A 23781-nucleotide genomic window follows, 5' to 3' on the forward strand; every position below is an offset into this window, starting at 1 on the left:
TCAGCCGATTCCTCCAAAGATTGCACCTGCTATTAGGGCAATAAAAGCTAAAGCACAATATAAATACTTTCCTGCAGGATAAAACCATCCTCCAATTTTGTGAGGTGCTCCTAAATTTACTGCTTCCTCTGCAAATTCTCTGTTTGCTATCCAGAAGAACATTACCCCTGCTAAAAGTGCTCCTAACGGACAAATGTAGATCGAAACAATATCCATCCATTGAGAAACTATGGCTTGTATAAATATAGCTACAGCACATCCAATAACATGAATTATTACAACTGCAGTTAATCTATTCATATTAAATTTTTCTTGTAAGACTGCAACCGGTGTTTCATATAGATTGATTATTGAGCTAACGCCTGCAAATAATATACAGAGGTAGAATACAACCCCTATAATTCTTCCACCAATCATTCCATTTATTACATTTACTAAGTAAATAAACATAAGTCCTGGACCTCCTTCTGATAGCTCAGCGCCACCAACTGCCATAGCTGGAATAATAACTATTGCAGCAAGCATTGCGGCTAAAGTATCAAAGAATGCAACTTGTTTTGCAGAATCTATTAAATTTTCACTCTTACTCAAATATGAACCATATATTACCGAGCCACTTCCCGCTACTGATAGAGAAAAGAAAGCTTGTCCAAAAGCAAAAATCCAAAGCTTAGGGTCTTTTAATCCTTCTGAATTTACAGTGAATATATAACTATAACCATTAGATGCTCCCGGTTGTAGTGCTATGTATATGGCTAAAAATACAAATAGTATGAACAGCACCGGCATCATTATCTTATTTGCCTTTTCTATACCGCCTGCAATACCCATTGACATTATTATTAAACTTACAACTATTGCTATAATGATCCATGTATTAGCTCCACCTGCTGAAGCAGTTTTGCCAAATGTAGAACCTATTACATCCATATCATTACCCATTGCATACAATGAACCGTCTATTGACATCCAAGCATATTTAAAAATCCAACCCATTACGCATGTGTAACCTATCGCAAGAGCAAGAGAACCCACTACAGGAATTAAACCTAAAGTTTCCCCCACTTTTCTATTACCTTTTTGCTCTGTACACATCCCAAAAGCTCCCACAGGGCCTGCTCCTGCAGCACGACCAAGTGCAAACTCTTCTATAACCCCAGTACTACCTATTAAAATTACAAATATGAAGTACGGAATTAAAAATGTCATTCCTCCCCATGCCGAAACTAAAACAGGAAATCTCCAAATATTTCCCATACCTACAGCTGAACCTATACAGGCTAAAATAAATCCCCACTTACTGCTAAATCCGTCTCGTTTCCCACCGTTTTTTTCTGACATATTGTGCCTCCACAATTATTTATTTTATTAAAATCTCATCCTCTCCATTACAGAAGGGATGAGATTTTAGGTTGGTTTATTTAATTATTAAATTATTTTTCTTCGTTTGGATATGGTTCCAAAAATGCATGGAAGTGACGCATTGGAAGAGTGTGACCTTTTGTAATTCTCATGTTTGGAATTGATTCACGGTCTTCATAAAGCGCCTTAACAGCAGCTATTACATAATCTAAATGTTCTTTAGAGTAAACACTTCTGTTAATTGCAAATCTTACTACGTTTGCAACTTCAGCTTGTTGCTCAGGAGTCTTAAGGTCATATTCCATAGAATAATCTCCAAGTTCAGAAACCCTTATACCGTAACGACGGATAAGTTCTAAACTGAAACCTTCTCCGGCAAATGTTTCATGCCCTCTCTTTCCATCAAAGAATTCATCCATATTGATATAAACTCCGTGTCCACCTGCAGGAATTACAACACCTTTTACTCCAGCGTTGAATAAACCTTCTGCAAGATAGTTGCATTGATCAATACGTTCTTCAAGATAGTTTACGTTTAGACATTCATATAAACCTGCTGCAAGAGCCATGATGTCACGTCCTGACATTCCACCGTAAGAGTCATTACCATAAGAAGAAATTTGTTTAACTTTTAGTAATATACCTACATCTGTCTTAACTGTTCCGTCTTCGTTGAAATCTGAGAATTTCTTCCAGAAGTATCCTTTATCACGGAAAGCTAAGATACCACCCATGTTAGAGTGTCCGTCTTTCTTAAGTGAAGCTGTGAAACCATCACAATAAGAGAACATTTCTTTAGCTATTTCAGCAATTGATTTGTCTGCATAGCCATCTTCATTCATCTTGATAAAGTAGCAGTTTTCTGCCCATCTTGCAGCATCAAGCATAAATGGAATTTCATATTTATGAGCAAGTTCAGAAGTTTCTCTGATACTCTTCATAGAAACAGCTTGTCCACAGATAGTATTGTTTGTAACTGTAGTGTAAATCATTGGAATGTTTTCAATACCAACTGCATCTATAAGTTGTTGAAGTTTTTCAACGTCCATATCACCTTTGAAAGGATTCTTTTCATAACGTCCGTTTTCTGGAACTTCATATAATAATTCTTTGTTGTATAGGTTACGAGGAATTGAACCCATTTGTTTAATATTTCCTTCAGTAGTATCGAAGTGTCCATTTGAAGGAATTGTGAATACTTTCCCCGGTTCACGTTCTGCTAATATTTTACGAACTATTTCAAATAAAATAGATTCCGCTGCACGGCCTTGTGGCATAATGAACGCATTTGGACGTTCAAGTTGAGCTGCCCCACCGTTGAAAAGAGTGCCTTCGTATTCACATAAGTACATTTCGTCCATCATTTTTTCTATATCTTGGCAATCTGTTCTAACCAAGTCTATAATTCTCTTTTGATCGTCTCCACGTTCAAAACAATCACGCATTGCATCTAAAAGTACATAGTAGCCCTTGTTTCTTCCGTAAGCTTCATCGCCTAAGAACATTGCTGACCATTGTTGGTCTGTCATAGCTGTTGTACCTGAGTCAGACAACATATCTACAGTAAGCATACCTGCCGGGAATGCAAATTCATTGTAATGAGTTTCTTTCAAAGCTCTTTCACGTTGTTCAATAGTAACATTTGGGATATTACGTTTTACGTAAGAAAAAGAACGTGGTGTTGGAACGTTTAATTGATATTCTTTCATTTTTATACTGACCTCCTAAATTTTGACTATCGCCTTCTCAGAGGATACCCCGGTTTTCGAAATTATCGATTAGCGGACAGTATACTACTCTAACTATTTTTGAATATCTAAAGCAGTTCCTTAGATATTACAAACAATTGCTTTGATTTTTTATTAGATCTATGTATTCAAGTTTTTAGAATCGTTTGCATAACACGGAACTTCTTTATAGGTCAATTTTATCATCTACTGAGATACTTTGTCAATAAGTTGACGCCTTATACTAACCTTTATTTTTAACTATAACTTATTCTAAATAATCTATGTTTTACTTCTTAATTATTTTACTTATAACATATACAACCAAGCCCGCCATAAGTATCATAAAAATCGTTGGCAATATGTTTGCAATTGTATTCATAATAAATATCCTCCTATCGATTTATCTAAAAATATTACTTAATCATAAATAATATTATCATTTTAAAATTATTTCTTCAATTTGCTGTAAATTATTATTTCTTTTGCCATGCTGTACATTTAATGTGTATAATATCTTTAATAAAGGAGGCTACAATGTATAAACTTTTAAAAGAAGAAATGATTGATGAAGTGTCTTCTAAGGCACTATATTTTATACACGAAAAAACTAATGCACAAGTCCTTGTGCTTTCAAATGATGATGCAAATAAAGCCTTTGGAATTGGTTTTAAGACAATCCCTGAAGATTCAACAGGAGTTGCCCATATAGTTGAACACTCTGTACTATCCGGCTCAAGAAAATATAGAACAAAAGAACCTTTTATGGACCTTATAAAATCCAGCCAACAAACTTTTTTGAATGCTATGACATTTCCTGATAAGACAATCTACCCTGTCAGTTCAAGAAATGAAAAAGACTTTTATAACCTGATGGATGTGTACTTAGATTCCGTATTTTATCCGAGAATGTATGAAGTCAAAGAAATCTTTGAACAAGAAGGTTGGCACTATGAAATGGAAAAAGATTCTCCATTATCTATAAACGGTGTCGTATACAATGAAATGAAAGGTGTCTACTCAGACCCTCAATCAATAGTTTCTGATACTTTGACTTTTAACCTACATCCCAACTCAACTTATGGTGTTGATTCAGGTGGAGACCCTAAAGAAATTCCAAATTTAACTTACGAAAACTTTTTGAATTTCCACAAAAAATTTTACCATCCTTCTAATTCTTATATCTATCTCTATGGAAATATGAATTATGAAGAAGTTTTAAAATTTATAGAAGATAACTATTTAAATTCATTTGATTTTGAAGAAATAGACTCTGAAATAAAATTAAACTCTCCAATTACAGAAACTACCTTTGTAAAAGAGACTTATGCTGCAACTCCAGCAGAGGTTGAAAAGAAAAATGATTATTTAGGATTTGGGTGGTGTATTGGAAAGAGTTTAAACCCTGAAGATTTATTTATGAGAAATTTCCTATCTGAACTCTTAGTAAATTCAGATTCATCTCCTATAAAACAAGATGTTTTAAGCTCAGGTTTTGCAGAAGATGTTTGGGCTGAAAATTCAACTTCACTAACTCTTGACTTATCAATTGTCGCTAAAAACACCGGTGGGAAAACTGCCGAAGAATTTCGCGACTTCATATATGCCTCTCTCGAAAAAATAGTTTCAAATGGCATAGATAAGGATTTGCTCCTTGCTACATTTAATAAATTTGAGTTTGCATATCGTGAAGGCGGAGGAGTCCAAAAGGCTATAATATATTACATTAGAGCTCTTAACACTTGGTTATATGGCGAAAACCCTATAGACGGACTAAAATCTCTATCTGTAATTGAAAACTTGAGAAATAAAATAGATACTGATTTCTTTGAACAATACATTCAAAAGCATTTGATTGATAACAAATATTCAGTTGGAGTTCAAATTTCAGCAGACGCTGATAAAAATGAAATTGAACTAAATGAATTAAAAGAAAAACTTGAGAATATAAAGGACTCTCTTTCTGATGAAGAAGTAGATAACATTATATTAAATCATAAAAATTTAGTCGAATATCAATTAAGAGAAGACAGTGATGAGGATAAAAACACCATACCTTCACTTGAACTTTCTGATATCAAAGAGGGTATCGAACACATTGAAAGTGAGATATTTAAAGAAAAATATGGAACGCTTTTATTCAATCCTCAACCTACAAATGGTATCTCTTACGTTACAATTTCGTTCCCTGCTGAATATATAGCTATCGAAGATTTGCCAACTATGAATCTATTAAGCGAATTATTCGGCAAAGTCTCCACTCAAAACTATCACTATTCTAATTTAGACACAGAAATATATAAGACAATGGGTGGTTTTGGAACAGGACTTGCAACTTATAGAGACTACACTAAAGAAGATGAATTCAAATCTCGATTTGAAGCTTCTATTAAGACTTTAGACTTGAACTTTGAAAAGTCTATTGAACTTTCAAAAGAAATTTTATTAAATTCTAAATTTGATGATAAGAAGAGAATTAAAGAGCTTATCTTACTTCAAAAATCATATATCGAGGCAATAATACTTCAAAGCGGACATTCAATAGCTGCTGAAGTTGTTAAGAGTTATTTCTCAAAGCTATCTGCTTATAATCAAATAGCCGGTGGATTTAACTACTACTTCTACCTTTCTGATTTGATTGAAAACTTTGAAACTATGTGGGAAGGTTTAAGCGCTAAACTTAAAGAACTATCAGCCAAGTTGATAAACGGTGTGGATGTTGTTGTGAATTTAACTGCCGACAGTTCTGAAAAGAAAGATTTTCTATCCGAGTTTTTAGAATCTCTTCCTACTGAAAAATATGAATCTGTTGAATTTGAATTTACTCCTAATCCAAAAAATCAAGGATTTACAACTTCTGCCAATGTAAACTATGTATCTAAAGGATATAATCTAAAAGAATTCGGAATAAACTACTCAGGTATTATGCCTGTCCTTGGAAATATATTGTCCGCTGATTATCTTCATAATCAAATACGTGCTAAAGGTGGCGCTTATGGAGCTGGAGTTAAGTTCTCTATGTCAGATGACGTAGTAACTTATTCTTATAGAGACCCTAACCTTGAAAAGACAGCTGAAGTTTATGACAATATGGCTGAATATGTGGACTCACTTGACTTAACTGAAGATGAACTCAAAAATTATATAATCGGTACTATGAATGCTTTCGACCCACTTCTTGGCGCAGCTGAAAAGGGAAGTGCAAACTTCAGCCGATTTATGACAAACTTAACAGAAGAAAAAGTTGCTGAATTTAAAGAACAAGCGCTAAACACCAAGCTTTCAGACCTAAAAGCTCTACGTGGAGCATTAAAAGAAGCTATGAATAAAAATTATATTACTGCAATAGGCTCAAAAGAAATGATAGAGTCAAGCAAGTTGTTTAAAGAAGTAATTGAACTAAAAAGATAAAAATAAGGTGATATTGTAAAATAGAATTCTATTTTGCAACATCACCTTTTTAATATAAACCAGTTTAATCATCTAAATTAATCAAACATGTCATTATTCACCAATACAGTACATATGCTATAATTAACTTGGTGATTCAATGAAAAAACTTATAACGATATCATTATCCATTCTACTGTGTTTAGTAGGAGCACTATACATTTACTCAAACAACAATAAATCTATTAACATAAACAGCCCGAAAAAAACTGAAAATGAAATATACAGAACTAAAATTTGGGCAACTGGCGACATCATGTACCATATGCCATTGTATAAATATAATTATGATGCCACCACAGGATTGTACTCTTTCAACACCTATTATCAAAAAGTTTCAGAATATTTAAAAGGTGCTGACTTAGTAATTGGAAATTTTGAAAGCACAGTCAATCCAAACAAAAATATCTCAGGTCATCCAATGTTCAACACCCCGTCTGAAGCTTTAAATTATTTAAAAGACTTTGGTTTCGATGCATTAGCGACCTCAAATAACCACTGTCTTGATTCCGGATACGAAGGCGTTCAAACAACTATTGACGCAATAGAAAAAGCCGGCTTAAAGCACTTCGGCACTCGCAAAGAAAATTCCAAACCTCTAATCATAACTACCAATGGCATCGCAGTTGGTTTGCTATCATATTCTGAAATGTTTAACGGTTTAGACGGACTCGTTCCAAAAGATAAGAGATATGAAATCTCACCACTTCAAGAAGATTTAATTTTAGGTGACATCCAAAATTTAAAAAGCCTTGGCGCAGATTACATCATTGCATACCCACATTGGGGTGTTGAATACGCGAGCGAACCATCAGAAACTCAAAAATATTTTGAAAAATTTTTGTTAGATAATGGTGTAGACGCAGTCCTTGGTTCGCACCCTCATGTTTTGCAAAGAGTTGAACTAAAAGATAATAAATTTACAATTTTTTCAATGGGAAACTCAATTTCAAACCAAAGACAACAGTGGATTGGTCATGCCGGAGTTGAATCCGGAGTCTTTGTAGAATTGAATTTGATTAAACAAAATGGAAATACAAAACTTGAAAACTTTATTCTCCACCCAACTTACGTGAATAGATACCACGACCAAAACGGAAAAATACAATCCGAAGTCGTATTGTATTCAGATATTCTAAACGGTGGAAAATATAGAAACACTTTAGACCAAAGAACTCAAAACTTTGTCGATTCAAGTTATAACTGGGTCATCGAAAGACTTGGCATCTTACAAGGTCCACAGAAATAATTCTATATTGATTAATTGCCAAAAATATAATTATTAAATATAGTATCTTTTATCACAACTTTCATTATTTTTCACTCATATATTTATGATCGTAAAAGAGGTCAACCTCTCCTTTATTTTAATAAGGGCAGATTGACCTCCTCTATTACTAAAATATTAAATTACTACAATGAATTTTTTATCTTTTTAAAAATTTTATTTCTTATCTTTTAATTAATCCTCGATATCTAATTCTTTTTAAGTTTTTACTTAGCGATTCATTTAATTCTAATATCCTATTAAATGTAGAAATACAATCAATTCATACGAGTAATGTTTTTAATCTTTTCTTTAGTATTTATTGTTTCAAGTAATACATCGACGACATCAACTAATAAATGAAAGAGTTCATTCTTAAATCCCATAGATCTTATTTGTTTCCATATTTGTTCTATGGTATTCATTTTCGGTGTATAGGGTGGTATGTGAATAATTTTTATATTCCCTGAAATTTTAAGTTCTTTTAATTTATGCCATGCCGCTCAATCATATACAGATAGTATCCTATTGTTATGTTTTATCCTCCTTCAACAATTAAATATTTCATTTCTTATTTCGCATTTCTAACAACCAATATGTTTATTTTTGTTAATAGTATTTAATTAATTGTCTTTTCTCTTCCCATTTTATTCAACTCAACAATCATCATAAATATTCCAACAACAATCATTATAAAATCTACAAGAGGTTGCGTGAACCAAACCGCTTTCACTCCAAATGCCATTGGCAAGAAAATCATTGCAGGAACAAATAAAAATAACTGTCTTAACATAACTATAATCCCTGCCTTCTTTCCGTTTCCAATTGATTGAAAAAATGTAATGCTCATGACCATAACACCATATAAAATAAATACAGAATAGAACAGTCTGAAATTCCCTACTCCCTGAGCTATGATATTTGCGTCTACTCCAAACAGCGAAAGTATCTGACTTGATAACAATAATGACGGAATCCAGAAGACTGCTGCAAGCACAATCCCTCCGATAGAAAATACTTTCATTGCTTGTCTTACTCTATCATATTGCTCGGCTCCGAAGTTTGTTCCTACAACAGGTTGTAAGCCTTGGCTCATTCCCCAAAGCGGAATGAATGAAAAGGCATATACACGAAGCGATGCTGCCATTAAAATTCCGTTTGGATCACCGCCATATTTAAATGCCATTTTGTAGAGCATAGTTTGCTGAATCATAAACAAAAGCTGCATCATCATAGCCGATGAACCTACTGCGAACATTTCTTTTTTTATTCTCACATCAGATTTAATCTTATAGATCCTTACAACTTTACTTTTCCTCAAAAAATATTGAAGTGTTATCACAGCTTGAACAAACTGTGCTGTGATCGTTGCAAGAGCAGCACCTTCAATGGCATATTTACCCATAAGTATCATTAAAATCGGATCAAGAATTATATTGAGTAATGCCCCAAGCCCCATAATCATCATTGCTTTTTTCATCAATCCTTCCCCACGCATGACCATATTTGCAGACTGCGTGAAGTTTACAAAGATAGAACCGATAAAAATCACTCTCAGGTATCTGATACCATAAGACTTGATTTCGCCTGTCGCACCGACCATATCTAAAAAATGTGGTGCAAGTAGTATTCCGCCAACTGTTATAATTGTCGAAAAGAAAATCACCCAAAAAATCAAATTCCCCATGATTTTATCTACAGTTTTCTGATCACCTTTTCCAATTGCTCGTGATAAAACAGATGCCGAGCCTACACCAAGTAAAGTTGAAACACCACTATTAAAAAAAGTAAGCGGCATTGCAACCCCGCAGGCAGTCATGGCTATCTGTCCAATAATCTTCCCTGCAAATATTCCGTCCATTAATGGATACAATCCAATTACTATCATCCCGATAACTGCCGGGATAGATAATTGAAACATCAATGATATGGGTGTTTTTGTGAGCAATTGTTCTTTCATATTTTCTTTCATAAACGATCTCCTTATTTTTAATATAATATCGTTAATAATATTAATTTTCGCACTTATTAAACTTCCATATACTTCACTAAGACTATTTAAATTTCTTTCCATTTCATTTAAACAGTACTCTTCATTATTCTTGATATTTATAACTTCGAAAATCCTCTAAACAAAGAACATAATCTGTTGTTGCATTTATAAATTCAATATCATGAGAAACAATAAATACGATGTTATCTTTCGTTTTCATTTTCTTTATCAGTTTTGAAATTTTTAGCATATTATTATAATCCATTCCACTTGTAGGCTCATCAAAAAATATAAACTTAGAATTTTTGCATAAAACAGAAGCAATCGCCACTCTTTGTTTTTGTCCTCCTGATAAGCTCATTGGATGCCTTTTCCTCAATTCATCAAGTCCAAGTCCAATTAGAACCCTATCTATTTTATCTTGACTTGAATCCTTAACTCCGAGTTTCAATTCTTCTTCTACAGAATCTGTAAAAAGTTGATGATTTACATCTTGCATAACAAAAGCTGAATTTTTAATTCGTTCTATTTTGCTAAGTTTTTTACCTTTAAAAATAATTTCATTGTTATCCTTTTTGTTCAGCCCTGTCATTGCACGTAAAAAAGTAGATTTCCCACAACCATTTTTGCCGACAATGCCATAAATCTCTCCCAAGTCAAAAGATATGTCTTTAAGGACTAATTCACCTTTGTCTTCAAAATCAATTTTCATCGTTTGAATGACTAAATCTTTTCCATAAAGTTTTTGATTTTTACTTAAAGGTGTCTTGTGTATTGAACGAAGTCCATACTCGATCAAACTTTCACTTGATAATGACAAAAACTCTTCTTTGTTAAAAACTTGGTCAATTCTTCCTTGTTTTATTAAATAAATATAATCGACCAAATTCATCAGATAATAAATTCGATGCTCTGCAAGAATAAGCGTTATTTTCTTTTCTTTTAACATTTTTAGCATTTTCATTAAAATATTTATGTGCTTGTCATCCAAGTTTGATGACGGTTCATCAAGTACTATAATTTTACATCCGGAAATATACGAAGCAGCTACACACAATATCTGTTTTTCTCCACCGGATAATTCAAAGATACTACGTCCAAGTAAATGCTCTATATGAAATATTTTCAGCATTTCTTGCATACGTGAGTCCATATCCTCTTTAGATAACCCGATGTTCTCTAAATAAAACAGGAGTTCTATTGTAGTATTAACATTAAAAAAGTGTGTCTTAGGATTTTGAAAAACACTGGCAATAAGTAGGGATACTTCATAAAGTTCTAAGTTCTTTATTTCTTTGTCATCGACTTTAATGCTACCTGTTCCAACGGCATTTTCATAGGCAAATGCTAATCCGTTAATTGAATTGATTATAGAGGACTTTCCGCTTCCGCTTTCACCTGTTAGTAAAATACATTCTCCGTCAAGAACTTTTAAGGAAATATTATTTAATATTTTATTATCTTCACCATACGATAAACAAAGATTTTTTATTTGAAGCATAACCATCCTCCTATGACTATTGATGCCATCACTATCCCATAGATGAAGTCGATTAAATTTACACCAACCCTAACATATCTCGTTTTTTTTATGGGATTTGCAATACATTTTGTTTCAGCCGCCTTAGAGATGTCATCAGCAATATTAGATGAAATAATTAAAAGAGGTACAATAACATACTCTAAATATTTAAAAGGATTTTTTGTTTCTATTCCCCTTATTTTCATTGCCATTTTTATATTTTCTCTTTCTTCCGCAAAAGACGGAAAAAATCGAAACATCACCGCTATAGGTATAGATATGACACTTGGGATTTTTAAGACATCCATAGATGAAATAATACTCCCAACATCCGATGTTTTAATCAAAAATTTTCCTGCAGCAAAAGGTATATAAAACATACGCAGTACAAAAATTAAAGAAAATAACATCTTTATTAAAAATGGCAACTGAGCTAATATCTTAAAATTCGGTGCAAGAAATAGAATACCGAATAAAAGAATATTTTTTATTGCTTCTTTTCTAAAGCCATTTATTAAGTACATTATGGAAATAATAAATATCAATGCCCATTCCAAAATAGGATGAATGGAATGTACAACAGTTAACCCCAATAATCCCACAACAAATAACTTTGTTATGGGATTTGGATTTAATCTTCTATTATTCTCAATAAACATTAAACAATACCCGCTTTGTTAAAGTGTTTCTTAAGAAGAGCCTTTCCAATATATGCTCCGATAATTCCACCTATTAAAGCACCGGCATAAACTAATAACATATTTGGATAGGTAATTAACTTTTCTAAAGCATCTACATATTCTTTTCCCATCATCATTGATAATTTAATATATTTTTCTTTTGCCCATAGCATTTGCATTAAAGATCCACAAATCCATGTATTAAAAATCGCAAAAGCAAACATATTGTATTTAAAAGAATTATATCCGCCCACTTTTCTTATCATTTCAGCAATAAACATAACAACAATAGCATGAACTGCTATTACATAGGTATGCCCCATAGCAAACATCAATAATGGGGATAGTATTCCTAATATAAATAAGCCCCAAGGTTTTTGAACCTTTGCCATAAATAACATAATAATTGTACCTGTCACAATACCAAGAAGAGTTGGATATACTAAGAATAAAATAGGTACCATTCCTATCATTCCCACACCGAACATTACTACAAAATAGATAACTGCAAATACACCAATGGTTACTAAATCTTTGATTTTTAGTTTATTTTCTCTCATTTTCTTCCTCCTAATAAATTTTTCTAATTTCTATAATGTCCAATTGGCTGCACGTTCTCGTGCCTGTATAAACGATGAGTAAATTCCTTCCTTGCAAATCAAGTCACTGTGATTTCCCGCTTGCACCAATGTACCGCCGTCAATTACTAAGATTTGATCAGCTTTTTTCACTGTAGAAAGTCTGTGTGCTATAGAGATAACAGTATGCCCTTTCGATAATTCTTCAATAGCAGCCAAAATCTCATATTCATTTTCAGGATCAACAGAGCTGGTCGCTTCATCTAAAAGAATAATCGGTGCATTTTTCAGTAACGCTCTCGCAATAGAAACTCTCTGTTTTTCTCCGCCTGAAAGAGAACTTCCCCCTTCGCCTACCATAGTATTATAACCGTCGGGAAGTTCCATAATAAAATTATGACAGCGCGCTTTTTTAGCAGCTTCTACAACTTCTTCATGACTTGCATCAGGATTTGCAAAGCGAATATTGTTTTCTATGGTATCTCGAAAAAGATATACATCTTGGAAAACAAGAGAAAGATTTTTTAGTAAACTTTCTACTTTATAATCTCGTATATCCTCATCCCCCAATCTTATTTCACCACTATCAACATCATAAAAACGAGATATTAAATTGATAATTGTAGTTTTCCCTGAACCGGAAGGTCCGACAATAGCTGTCCTTGAACCTTGTGGAATCGTAAATGAAAGATCTTTTAAGACAAAATTTCTCTTGTCATAACCAAAATTCACCTTATCAAAGACAATATCATTGTTTTTCATGACTTCTAAAGTCCCCTCACTTATTTCAGGAATATCTAAAACCTCATCCAAATATTGCATATTCGCAGGATTTTTAACCATCAGAATAGCTGCGTTTTCAAGTTGTTTTAAGCCACCAAAAATCATAAACCCGGCAGCTGAAACAGTGAGTGCTTGCGGTAATAAAACCTCTCCTTTAGTATAGAGATAACAAGAAAATAGTGTAACAAGGAGGCTCGAAAGATTGATAATAGTAGAAAAAATTCTAGCATAAATAACAAAGACCATCTCAAAATGTACTTGCGTAAGTCTAAGCTCCTCAGAAGCATTCTTCAATTTAGAGTGTATTTCCTCCTCAACGCTCTCGTTCACAAGCGGAAAACTTCGAAGCACAGGAATACCGCTGATACTGTCGACTAAAGCATCCCCCAACTTGGTAATGGCAGTATGTTCACGTGCAATTTCTTTCTTTGCTTGATTAGTCATAAGTAATACGCAAAGCCAAATAAAAATTAAGCAAATTAAAGTCAATATTCCGATTTTAATATTTACACCGAACATTCCAATCAATAGGAAAAATGATATTGAAATCCCGGAAACAGCAAAGTCTATGCTCATTGCAGAGTAGTTTTCAAGACTTTTCATAACATTGGTAAAAGCCGCCATAATTCTCGATAAACTTTGTTCTGCAAAATATCCCATGGGTGCTTTTTTAAGTTTTTCTCCGACAGCAAGTCTGTAATCTTTGAAAATTCCGAAGAAAACACCGTCACTAAGACCACTCTTTGCCCAACCTGTTAGAAAATTGAAAAGAAAAGATGCAAATAATACTCCAAAAATCGTCCAAATATGTCCGACAGTAATTTCATTCATCCAACCGAATGCAAGGAATAGAGCGAAAAATCCAAACAACACAGAAGCGTTTTGAAGAAAAATAAGCAACATTCCCGCCTTAAGTCGATTTTTATACTGTCCCGCTAATTTGAGTGATAATTTTATAAACTTCATATTCTACTCCTTCCCTAAATATTGTTCCCAAAGACTTGCATAGAGCGGCTCTTTCATAAGTTCATCATGCTTACCCTTAGCTATAATTTTACCTTTATCAATCAAAATTATTTGATGCGCCTGCTTAATTGTATTTAATCTATGGGCAACCATCACAAGATTTTTTCCCTTTACAAGATGAGATAACGCTTCTTGAATGAGTGCTTCATTTTCCGGATCGGCATAAGCTGTTGCCTCATCTAAGACAATTGTTGATGCAGGTTTCAAAATTGCTCTGGCAAGAGTTATACGTTGTCTTTCTCCACCTGACATTGCTCCGCCTGCTTCACCCGCTTTAGTATCATATCCTTCAGGAAGTGCCATAATAAAATCATGACAATGAGCAGCTTTTGCTGCCGCAATAATTTCATCCTCGCTCGCCCACGGTTTACCAAGTCTTATATTATCTCTAATGCTCACATCGAACAAAAAGTTATCTTGTGATACGAAAGAAATCTCTTCTGCAAGCTGTTTAAATGAGATTTTATTTGTATCCACACCTCCAATAGAAATTGTTCCCGATGACTGATCCCAAAAGCCTACTAAAAGCTTTGCAATTGTGGATTTACCTCCCCCTGAAGGCCCTACAAGTGCAGTTACTTCCCCCGGTTTTGTTTCAAAAGAAATGTTATGCAGAACCTCAGTTCCGTCATGATAAGAAAAACTTACCCCATCAAACTTAATTCCCCTATTCTTGTCTATAACAGCTTTATTTTTTGAATCAGGACGTTTTTGTACAGGCATATCAAGCAATTCTTGTATGGATACCCAAGTATTCGATGCCATTTGGAAGAGTTCAAAGCTCGTCATAATTGAAAAAGCCTGCGGAAGAATAGCAATCGGAAGTATAAGTGATAAAATTAAAGTTTCGATACCTATTTGTCCGTTCCCATATAAATAAAAAGCTAAAGGCATACTAACTATCTGCGGTGTCATCATCGCCGCAGTCATCAGTGCTTTGCCAAACCAACTTTGCTTCCACCACTTCATCGTAGAGAAATGATAGAATTTTACCGCATCTGCAAATTTCCCATACGAAACTTTATCTTGTACAAAAGCTTTTATTACAGGTATCCCACGAACATATTCAGCACTTCTATCCGCAACATTAGCATAACTTGATATCCACACAGCCATCCTGCTACGGTATTTATACATCATAGTAGCCATTCCGATAAAAATAATTGGCAATGGTACAAATATTGATAATCCTATCCGCCAGTCCAATAAAAATAAAATGATTATACAAAGTATCGGATGTAAAAGTCTACTCGGCAACTCCGGCATTATATGAGCTACCCAATCTTCCATATCCGCTACTCGTTCCATGATAATTACTTTGATTTTTCCCACAGGATTATCCACCAAATATCCCATTGGAATCACCTTTAATTTTTCAAATAAAGTCTGTCTAAGTTTTGCGAGTATAGAAAATGATGTTCTGTGTGAAATAGTTGTGCTAAATCCTGTAAATATAAAATAGAGAAACAATGATCCTACTGCCAAAAAAGCATATTTAATAAGTTCATCAAAGCTTACCGGTTTATTACCGGAATTTTTTATTAACCACCCTGCCGCATAAGCACTGAAAAAATAAGTAGAAAAACTAAAAATCTCTCCAATACAGGCCAAAATAACAGAAAGTTGCATCCTCCCCTTATACTCCGGAGCTATACTCATAAGCGCTTTATTTAATCCCCCCATGCTAATTTTGGGTTGCTTTTCACTTCGCTCAACATCACTTTCGATTCGCTGCATAATTTCATTAGGAACATCGAGATTTAAATTCTCTATATCTCTTATTAAATTTTCATTTCCCTTGGGCTTCTTGATTTCCGAAGTAGAATCAAGCAATTTATCATTATGTTTTTTCTCCTTCATTAATTTATCTCCTTTCAGCTAGTGTATACTAACCCTTGATTATAAAAAATATTCTATTTGCCTTATCATAGCTATCGATAAGCAGATTAACGGATCCTAGAAAAAAACTATCTATTCTTATAAAGCTTTATTTTATTCCTCTCCATTTTCAAATATGCAAATAATCATTTTTTCTAAAATCTTTCTATTCTTGGCGAAATTTTCTCTAGCGTCTAAAACATCTGCCGCAATAATCATTGCATTTGTAAAATCAGTAACTAATTGAAAAATATTGGCTTCATTTATCCATTTTAGTTCTTCATTCATAGATATTTTGAGTCTTTCTTTTGTCTGCTCCTGTAATTCCACCATAAGTTCACAGAGCTCAGGATTTCTTTTTTTAGCAATTAAAAACTCAATATAAAGCGGCATATAAAGGTTGTCATCAATTATCTTTGTTACAAGCTCCTTAGCCATAAATTCCTTAGTTACATTTTTTTGAGATTTAGCCAGATGTTCTCTTATAATTTCGTCTCTATATTTAATTCCATTAAGCATAATATCTTTAAATATTTCTATAACACTTCCATAATAGTGATAAACCCCACCCTTTGATAAAGTTGTTCCTGCAATAATTTCTTCCATTGTTGTCTTTTCAAGTCCCTTTTCTGCAATTACTTTTGCAGCTGAGTCCATGATTTCTTTTTTTCTTTCCTTTACGCTCAACCTTTTGGCAGCACACATATATTTCCTCCTCTTATACCGACGACGTAGTCGGTATTTAATGATATTATATATCATTTAACTTCGCCTAACAACCATTTTTTAAAATTTTTATTAAAACTAATACTAATCATTTCCTAAACATTAAATAATCGGTATGATAAGGATATTGAAATAATAAACATAAAAAATACAAGAAATATCTAAAAAAAATAGAACTTGAATTAACAAGTTCTACTTTCACAATTAATCTTCTTTTTTATCTGCAAGAATTCTCTTAGCCATTTCTTTTCCAAGATCTTTTAATTCTTGAATTTGTTCGTCTGTTGCAGCACCTTTGATTTCGGGTTTTATATCTAAAACATTGTACTTCATTTCTTCTGCAAACTGGTCAAATCTTTTCATTGCTCCACCACTCCAAGAGTATGAGCCGAAGAATCCCCAAATATTATTTTTCATCTTTTGATGTTTTAATTCTTCAATTAGGAATGACATTGGTGGGAATATATTGTTGTTATAAGAGCATGAACCTAAAATAACCCCTTTATATTTCCATGTATCTGCTAATAGATACGATAAGTTAGTTTTTGAGATATCTCTAATTCTGACATCACTTATTCCGCCTTCAACAACTCCTTTTGCAACTGCTTCTGCCATTCTCTCTGTATTTCCATACATACTTCCATAAATTATTACTACACCATCTGTAACTTTTTGTTTTGAAAGTCTTGTATACAAATCTAATATCTTTGAAGGATCTTTTCTCCAAATAACTCCATGCACCGGACAAATCGTTTTTATATCAAGACTCTCTAATCTATTAAGTGCTTTTAAAGCTTGTCCTGAATATTTTCCAACTATATTTATAAAGTAACGAGTTGTTTCAGATAGATAGTAGTCGTCAAATTTTACCTCGTCATCAAAAATTGCACCGTTTAATGTACCAAATCCACCAAATATGTCTTGAGAGAATAGAGTTTTTGTAGCCTCTTCGTAGCATACCATCGATTCAGGCCAGTGAACCATTGGTGTCATATAAAAAGTAAGTTCTCTATCTCCAAGTTTTAAGACTTCCCCATCTTTTACTTCGATTATATTTTCTGTAATTCCATAGTAGCTTTCTAAAAGCGGCACTGTCTTTTTGTTACATATGATTTTTACATGCGGATATATTGAAAGTAACTCAACAATCCCACTCGAGTGATCCGGTTCAATATGGTTTATTACAAGATAATCAAGTTCTTTATCTCCTAAAATTTCATATAACTTTTCTAAAAATCCTTGCACTGTAGTGTCTTTTACAACATCCATACAGATGCTAACTTCCCCTGTAAGTAAGTATGAATTATATGCAACTCCATCCGGAAGCGGCCACATCCCCTCAAAAAGTTGAGTTATTCTGTCGTTTACTCCAATGTAATATAAGTTTTCTTGTATTTTTTCTGTCAATAAATTGTTCATTATTACCTCACTTTAAAATAATTTCAACAGGACAATGATCAGACCCCATAACACTTTGGTGAATCTTAGAATCTTCAATCCTATCTAAAAATCTTTCAGAGACTACAAAGTAGTCTATTCTCCAACCTATGTTTCTCTCACGTGCTTTATTAAAGTTACTCCACCAGCTATATTCGTCGGCTCTATCTGGATAAAAATGTCTAAACGTATCTACATATCCGCTCGCCAAAAGTTCTGTAAACTTAGCTCTCTCCTCGTCGCTAAACCCAGCAGATTTATGGTTTGTATCCGGATTTGCCAAGTCAATTTCATTATGTGCGACATTTAAATCTCCACACAACACTATAGGTTTATTTTTATCAAGTTCATTTAGATAGTTTCTAAAAGCATCTTCCCAAACTACTCTGTAATCTAAACGTTCCAATTTTCTCTTTGAATTAGGTGTATAACAAGTTATAAAATAATAATCTTCAAATTCAAGAGTTATAACTCGCCCTTCTGTATCATGCTCTTCAATTCCTATTCCATAAGTTACAGAAATCGGTTTTAATTTTGTAAAAACTGCCGTTCCTGAATATCCCTTTCGCTCTGCATAATTATAATATAATTCATATCCTTCAAGTTCAAGTTCCAATTGTCCTTCTGAAAGTTTTATTTCTTGAAGCCCAATTATATCAGGGTTCATCTCTGCAAGTTTTTCTAAAAAACCTTTTTTCACTGCTGCTCTAAGTCCGTTTACATTCCACGATATAAATTTCAATCTTCACCTCTAATATTCTTCCATAAAAGATATTTTCTTTCCGTCTTTATTCTTATATCCTATAATAGCTCCCAATTCAACATTTTCAGCTGACCTCAAAATGCTAATTGCGGCATTTGGGTTTTTCTCCTCTACTCTTGCAATTAAATTCTTAATATAGCCTCTCATGGAGCCTTCTTCTTTTTTCTGTGCAACTTCGCAAGCACAATCAAGTGCATGAAGTCCTGTAGAATTTATAAAATTTATAACCGACTCTTCCCTTACATAGTACATAGGTCTTATCAGCTCAAGGCCTTCAAAATTTTGAGAATGAAGTTTTGGCATCATAGTCTTATAGTTTCCTGCAAAAAGTATATTCAACATTATAGTTTCTATTACATCATCAAAATGGTGCCCAAGCGCCAACTTATTACAACCCAGTTCCTGTGCTTTGGCATATAAATTCCCTCTTCTCATTCTTGCGCACATATAGCATGGATACCCATCAGATACTTTTTGAGAAACTTCAAACACATCCGAATTGTGGATCTTCAGAGGAATCCCTAGCCTTTCACAATTGTATTTAAGTGTTTCCCTATTTTTATTGTTATAACCCGGGTCCATAGCTATAAATTCAAGTTCAAAATTCATCTTCCCATGCCTTTTAAGCTCTTGTAGACATTTTGCAAGTGTAAGAGAATCTTTCCCCCCTGAGATTGCAACTGCAATTTTATCTCCATCTTGAATCATGTCAAATTCATTAATTCCTTTTACAAAAGGCACCCATATATATTTTCTATAACTTTTTATTAAACTTCTTTCAATTTCCTTTAAAGCCTTTATATTATTCAATCATCTCTCTCCTTAATCCTAGTTTATTATAACATGATTTCGGTACATATTGGGTATATGTATATAGGTGATTATATGAAAAATAATGTAAATGGTCCAAAATTTTCAGAAGCTTTAGTTGCGATAGCCTTAATTTTCTTAGGAACTATTTGGAGCTATTTCTCAATTTCAAATAAAATGATTTTACTAAGAGATGGTGTAGACCCTTTCATCGTAACTGCACTACATATATGTGGCTTTATAATTATTTCAATAGGCATCTTTTTATTGGTGTACAAGCTAAGAATAAATATATCTTTTCATAAAAGTCATAAAAAGAAAGACTTCTCTAAAAAGCGAGTTCATAAGACAAATTTTAAAAATTTCCATAAGCATAACCTCTGCCCTAATTGTGGTTTTGAATTAGAAGATTACTTTAAATTCTGCCCAGAGTGCGGTTATAAAATAGAAGATGAAGAAATATTTTGAATTTAAAAATAGGTTCTAGTGAATTTATCTAATCATTAGAACCCTATTATCTATTAAATATTATGTTTTAATCTATCAACAGCAACTTTCAATCTATTTAATGCTTCTATCAATACATCTGAAGGCACAGCTAAATTAAATCTTTCGTATCCTTCTCCACCATCTCCAAATATATATCCTTCATCCAAAAACAACTCTGCCTCATTTATCATAAATTCTTCAAGTTCTTCGCTGTTCATACCTAAGCAATTAAAATTAACCCATTGTAAATAAGTTCCTTCATTTAATTTTACTTTAATCTCTGGGAAGTTTACCTCGAAAAACTCTTTAAATATTTTTTGGTTTTTTTCTATGTGTAATAAGCATTCTTCTAACCATTCTTCACATTCATTATATGCTATTTCACAAGCTTTATATCCTAATACGTTTAGCGCTATCCCATTTATGTTATTCACTTCTTCTATAAATTCATCTCTTAATTCCTTATTTTTTATAATAATATTGGACATTCCCATTCCAGCCAAATTAAATGTTTTTGATGGTGCTGTAAATGTTACAGTTTTATCTGCCAATTCTTCACTTAGAGTCTGTAGCACTAGATGTTTATTCCCTCTCATTACTAAATCATGGTGTATCTCATCACTCAATAATATAAGATTATTTTTCAATACTATTTCGGATATTTTTTCTAATTCTTCTTTCTTCCATACTCTCCCAACTGGATTGTGAGGGGAACAAAATAGCAATACTTTATTTTCTTCTTTAGATGCAAGCTCATTTAATAGTTCATAATCAATAGTATAATTTTCATCCTCTTTAATCAAAGGGCAATTTATAACTTTTCTATCTTGTAATTTTATTGCATTGAAAAAAGGATAATATACTGGAGACATAACAATTACACCTTCATTTTTTTGAGTAAACGCTCTAACTGCTGTAAAAAGAGCCGGAACAACCCCCGGTGTATTTATAATCCATTCTTTTTTTATTTTAAAATTGTGCCTTCTATCCATCCATGAAATAACAGCATCATAAAAACTATCGTTTGCGATTGTGTAACCTAAAATAGTTTCATCTATATATTTCTTTAATCCTTCTCTAATTTCCGGAGCATTCACAATTTCCATATCTGCTACAGATAATGGTATTACATTTTCTGATACATTAGGTTTTTTGTTATACATATCTATCCATTTAAATGACCCTTGTTTTTTTCTATCTATTAATGTTTCAAAATCATATTTCATATCTTTTCTCCTTATTCTTCTTCTAGTGCTTCTTTTATTATTCTAAGTCTATTTTCTTCTAAGATACTCTTTTTTACTCTTCCAGTTTTTAAACAAAATACTGATAATACTAATACCAACAATAAAATAGCTACCATAAATATCTTTTCAACCGGCTTAAAACTAATAAATAAATTATAACAAACTATTAATGCACATATTGATGATGCAATACAAATTAAATTTATCATTAGTTTAGGCATATGTAATATACTTTTATCCCATTGTTCATCATGTTGCTTTATTAATTTTATACATTTAGCATTGCAATACGCATTCATTAACATAGATGGTATCATAACCAAAGAAACCATTGCTCCTAAGCTAAATCCACCAACTACAGGAATAATACTTATTATATAATATAGTAAGTAAACTGCCCATGGATATCCTGAATCTGTAGTCTTTGTAAAAACTTTTGGCAACCATCCATCTTCAGCAACTTTTAACATAGGATATCTTACCATTGTCACACCTGTTATCATCGAAGTTGCTATGGCAAATGTAGCTCCTCCTATTATAAAAATTACAAACAATATACTTGGAAATATTTCCCTTGCAACAACACTTAAGTTTTGACCCGCTACTTGATCTATTGGCAATACGCCCGCTGCTACATATGACATTAATGCATATACTAAAGCCAATACTACTGTAACCAAAAGTATTCCTAATGGGATATTCCTCTTTGAATTTATAGTTACTGCAGATACTGATACAGGACCCATTGTAGTCCCTTGGCAAGCCCATCCCATTATAGCTATAGCTGATATAAATCCTGACATCTTATCTTTAAAAAAATCAGTTCCACTAAAATATCCTGTAGTAACTTTTGGCAAACCAAATATTATAAATGACAGTATAGAACATATTAAAACAACTGTCATTATACTATTTAAAGTAGATATAAATTTAGATCCTTTTATTGTTGCACCAAATAATACCGTTATAATTATTACAGCTAAAATTTTGGTATAAGGTAATATTTCCGGAAAAACTATCGATAAGTATTCAACAATTGCAACACTATACATAGCTATACTAAACCCATTTATAAAAGTTATATATGCTCCTACACCAGTTAAAACAGGTCCAAAACAAATAGCTTTCTGACTATAATCTCCTCCCTTAAACACAAACATCGATGATAAGAGTACATTATAAAAATAGGCTAATAACATAACAAGGCAACCCACTCCTACTGCTAATACTACAGATTTACCAGTGTATTCTATTCCTAACCCCATTAATACAAATATCCCTGATCCTACAGCTCCTCCAAACCCTAAGTTAAAAACATCAAATAACTTTAGTGATTTCTCCTCAATTCTAGCTACATTCATTTTACAACCCCCTTTATAATTTAGGCACTTAATTATTAAGTATATTTTAATACTCTTTTCTCACATTTTCAATATGGATTTTCAAATTTTTATTGTTATAATATTTTTAGAGGTGCACAAACTTGAATAAAAAATTATATTTAGAAAACATTATTGATACGTGGGTAGAACCTAATGAAACAGACGACAAAATTCATGAACGCTATAAAGAATTGAATAAAATTGTTACTCCTATGTATGACTTCATACTTTCTTACTCTAATTATTACAATACTAGACGCGATTATGGTAATGGTATGTTATCCACAATGATAGAAATTCATATATTAACTGATATTTATGATTATAATAATATTACTGTCTCTGATTTAGCTGATAAATGGAGACGTAGTAATTCAGCGATATCACAAATCGTTCGTAGATTAATAGGGAAAAATCTTGTTACTCGTAAAAATAGTGAACAAGATGCAAAAATATTTTATTTAGAGTGTACTAATGATGGTAAATCACTCGTAACTCTCCATAAAAAATATGATAATTTAGATATTATAAAAACTCGAAAAAAGTTATTAGAAAAATTTACAATTGATGAGCTTGTAGCTTTTGACCAAATTTGTTTAGAATATACAAAAATATTACGTGAAAACACTTCTGATACTGATAAATAATTTTAATTTTTCAA

19 protein-coding genes are annotated in these 23781 nt (G+C 32.7%); 4 read left to right on the forward strand and 15 right to left on the reverse strand.

The annotated features are described in order from the left end of the window. Complete coding sequence (locus DYE58_RS02935; RefSeq protein ID WP_004819271.1) at positions 1-1341, reverse strand: sodium-dependent transporter; 1341 nt, start codon at positions 1339-1341, stop codon at positions 1-3. Between the two features lie 92 nt (positions 1342-1433). Beyond that, positions 1434-3071, reverse strand: a complete 1638-nt coding sequence (locus tag DYE58_RS02940) for a tryptophanase (RefSeq protein WP_004819273.1) — start codon at positions 3069-3071, stop codon at positions 1434-1436. A gap of 555 nt (positions 3072-3626) precedes the next feature. Between DYE58_RS02940 and DYE58_RS02945 the strand changes: the two genes are divergently transcribed. Together DYE58_RS02945 and DYE58_RS02950 are read left to right on the forward strand one after the other, a co-directional pair. Further along, the gene (locus DYE58_RS02945) at positions 3627-6500 is read left to right on the forward strand and encodes an insulinase family protein (RefSeq protein WP_040552096.1); all 2874 of its coding nucleotides are present in this window, start codon (positions 3627-3629) and stop codon (positions 6498-6500) included. 139 nt (positions 6501-6639) lie between these two features. After that, positions 6640-7788, forward strand: coding sequence for a CapA family protein (locus tag DYE58_RS02950; protein ID WP_004819277.1), 1149 nt, complete (start codon positions 6640-6642; stop codon positions 7786-7788). A gap of 296 nt (positions 7789-8084) precedes the next feature. Here the strand turns inward: DYE58_RS02950 and DYE58_RS11025 are convergent, their stop codons facing one another. The 11 genes from DYE58_RS11025 to DYE58_RS03000 all read right to left on the reverse strand — a co-directional run bounded on the left by DYE58_RS11025 (position 8085) and on the right by DYE58_RS03000 (position 20002). Beyond that, positions 8085-8231: a hypothetical protein gene (locus DYE58_RS11025; protein ID WP_004819278.1), complete on the reverse strand. Its 147-nt coding sequence runs from the start codon at positions 8229-8231 to the stop codon at positions 8085-8087. A gap of 194 nt (positions 8232-8425) precedes the next feature. Then, positions 8426-9778: an MATE family efflux transporter gene (locus tag DYE58_RS02955; RefSeq protein WP_040552098.1), complete on the reverse strand. Its 1353-nt coding sequence runs from the start codon at positions 9776-9778 to the stop codon at positions 8426-8428. 124 nt (positions 9779-9902) lie between these two features. Further along, positions 9903-11300, reverse strand: a complete 1398-nt coding sequence (locus DYE58_RS02960) for an ABC transporter ATP-binding protein (protein WP_040552100.1) — start codon at positions 11298-11300, stop codon at positions 9903-9905. Continuing rightward, positions 11288-11980, reverse strand: a complete 693-nt coding sequence (locus DYE58_RS02965) for an energy-coupling factor transporter transmembrane component T (RefSeq protein WP_004819284.1) — start codon at positions 11978-11980, stop codon at positions 11288-11290. The genes DYE58_RS02960 and DYE58_RS02965 overlap by 13 nt, the downstream gene beginning before the upstream one ends. Beyond that, positions 11980-12561, reverse strand: a complete 582-nt coding sequence (locus DYE58_RS02970) for an MptD family putative ECF transporter S component (protein ID WP_004819285.1) — start codon at positions 12559-12561, stop codon at positions 11980-11982. Before DYE58_RS02970 ends, DYE58_RS02965 begins: the two co-directional genes overlap by 1 nt. 30 nt (positions 12562-12591) lie before the next feature. Then, positions 12592-14328: an ABC transporter ATP-binding protein gene (locus DYE58_RS02975; protein ID WP_004819287.1), complete on the reverse strand. Its 1737-nt coding sequence runs from the start codon at positions 14326-14328 to the stop codon at positions 12592-12594. A gap of 3 nt (positions 14329-14331) precedes the next feature. Next, positions 14332-16248 (reverse strand): ABC transporter ATP-binding protein, encoded by a 1917-nt coding sequence (locus DYE58_RS02980; RefSeq protein WP_004819289.1) that lies wholly within the window; start codon positions 16246-16248, stop codon positions 14332-14334. A gap of 132 nt (positions 16249-16380) precedes the next feature. Continuing rightward, positions 16381-16971, reverse strand: coding sequence for a TetR/AcrR family transcriptional regulator (locus DYE58_RS02985; protein ID WP_004819292.1), 591 nt, complete (start codon positions 16969-16971; stop codon positions 16381-16383). Positions 16972-17196: 225 nt separating this feature from the next. Further along, positions 17197-18411, reverse strand: a complete 1215-nt coding sequence (locus DYE58_RS02990; RefSeq protein ID WP_004819293.1) for an FprA family A-type flavoprotein — start codon at positions 18409-18411, stop codon at positions 17197-17199. Positions 18412-18418: 7 nt separating this feature from the next. Further along, positions 18419-19171, reverse strand: a complete 753-nt coding sequence (locus DYE58_RS02995; RefSeq protein ID WP_004819295.1) for an exodeoxyribonuclease III — start codon at positions 19169-19171, stop codon at positions 18419-18421. A 9-nt stretch (positions 19172-19180) separates the two neighbouring features. Beyond that, entirely contained in the window at positions 19181-20002 is an 822-nt protein-coding gene (locus DYE58_RS03000) for a tRNA 2-thiocytidine(32) synthetase TtcA (protein ID WP_004819298.1), read from the reverse strand. A gap of 75 nt (positions 20003-20077) precedes the next feature. Between DYE58_RS03000 and DYE58_RS03005 the strand changes: the two genes are divergently transcribed. Further along, positions 20078-20470: a zinc ribbon domain-containing protein gene (locus DYE58_RS03005; protein ID WP_040552103.1), complete on the forward strand. Its 393-nt coding sequence runs from the start codon at positions 20078-20080 to the stop codon at positions 20468-20470. A gap of 53 nt (positions 20471-20523) precedes the next feature. Here the strand turns inward: DYE58_RS03005 and DYE58_RS03010 are convergent, their stop codons facing one another. Further along, positions 20524-21717, reverse strand: coding sequence for a MalY/PatB family protein (locus tag DYE58_RS03010; RefSeq protein ID WP_004819301.1), 1194 nt, complete (start codon positions 21715-21717; stop codon positions 20524-20526). Between the two features lie 11 nt (positions 21718-21728). After that, complete coding sequence (locus tag DYE58_RS03015) at positions 21729-23099, reverse strand: APC family permease (RefSeq protein ID WP_004819303.1); 1371 nt, start codon at positions 23097-23099, stop codon at positions 21729-21731. Between the two features lie 122 nt (positions 23100-23221). Here DYE58_RS03015 and DYE58_RS03020 point away from each other — a divergent pair, with 122 nt between their 5' ends. Beyond that, the gene (locus DYE58_RS03020; RefSeq protein WP_004819305.1) at positions 23222-23767 is read left to right on the forward strand and encodes a MarR family transcriptional regulator; all 546 of its coding nucleotides are present in this window, start codon (positions 23222-23224) and stop codon (positions 23765-23767) included. The last annotated feature ends 14 nt before the right edge of the window (positions 23768-23781 follow it).

The sequence above is a fragment of the Peptoniphilus indolicus genome, assembly GCF_900454665.1.
GTDB classification, from domain to species: domain Bacteria; phylum Bacillota; class Clostridia; order Tissierellales; family Peptoniphilaceae; genus Peptoniphilus; species Peptoniphilus indolicus.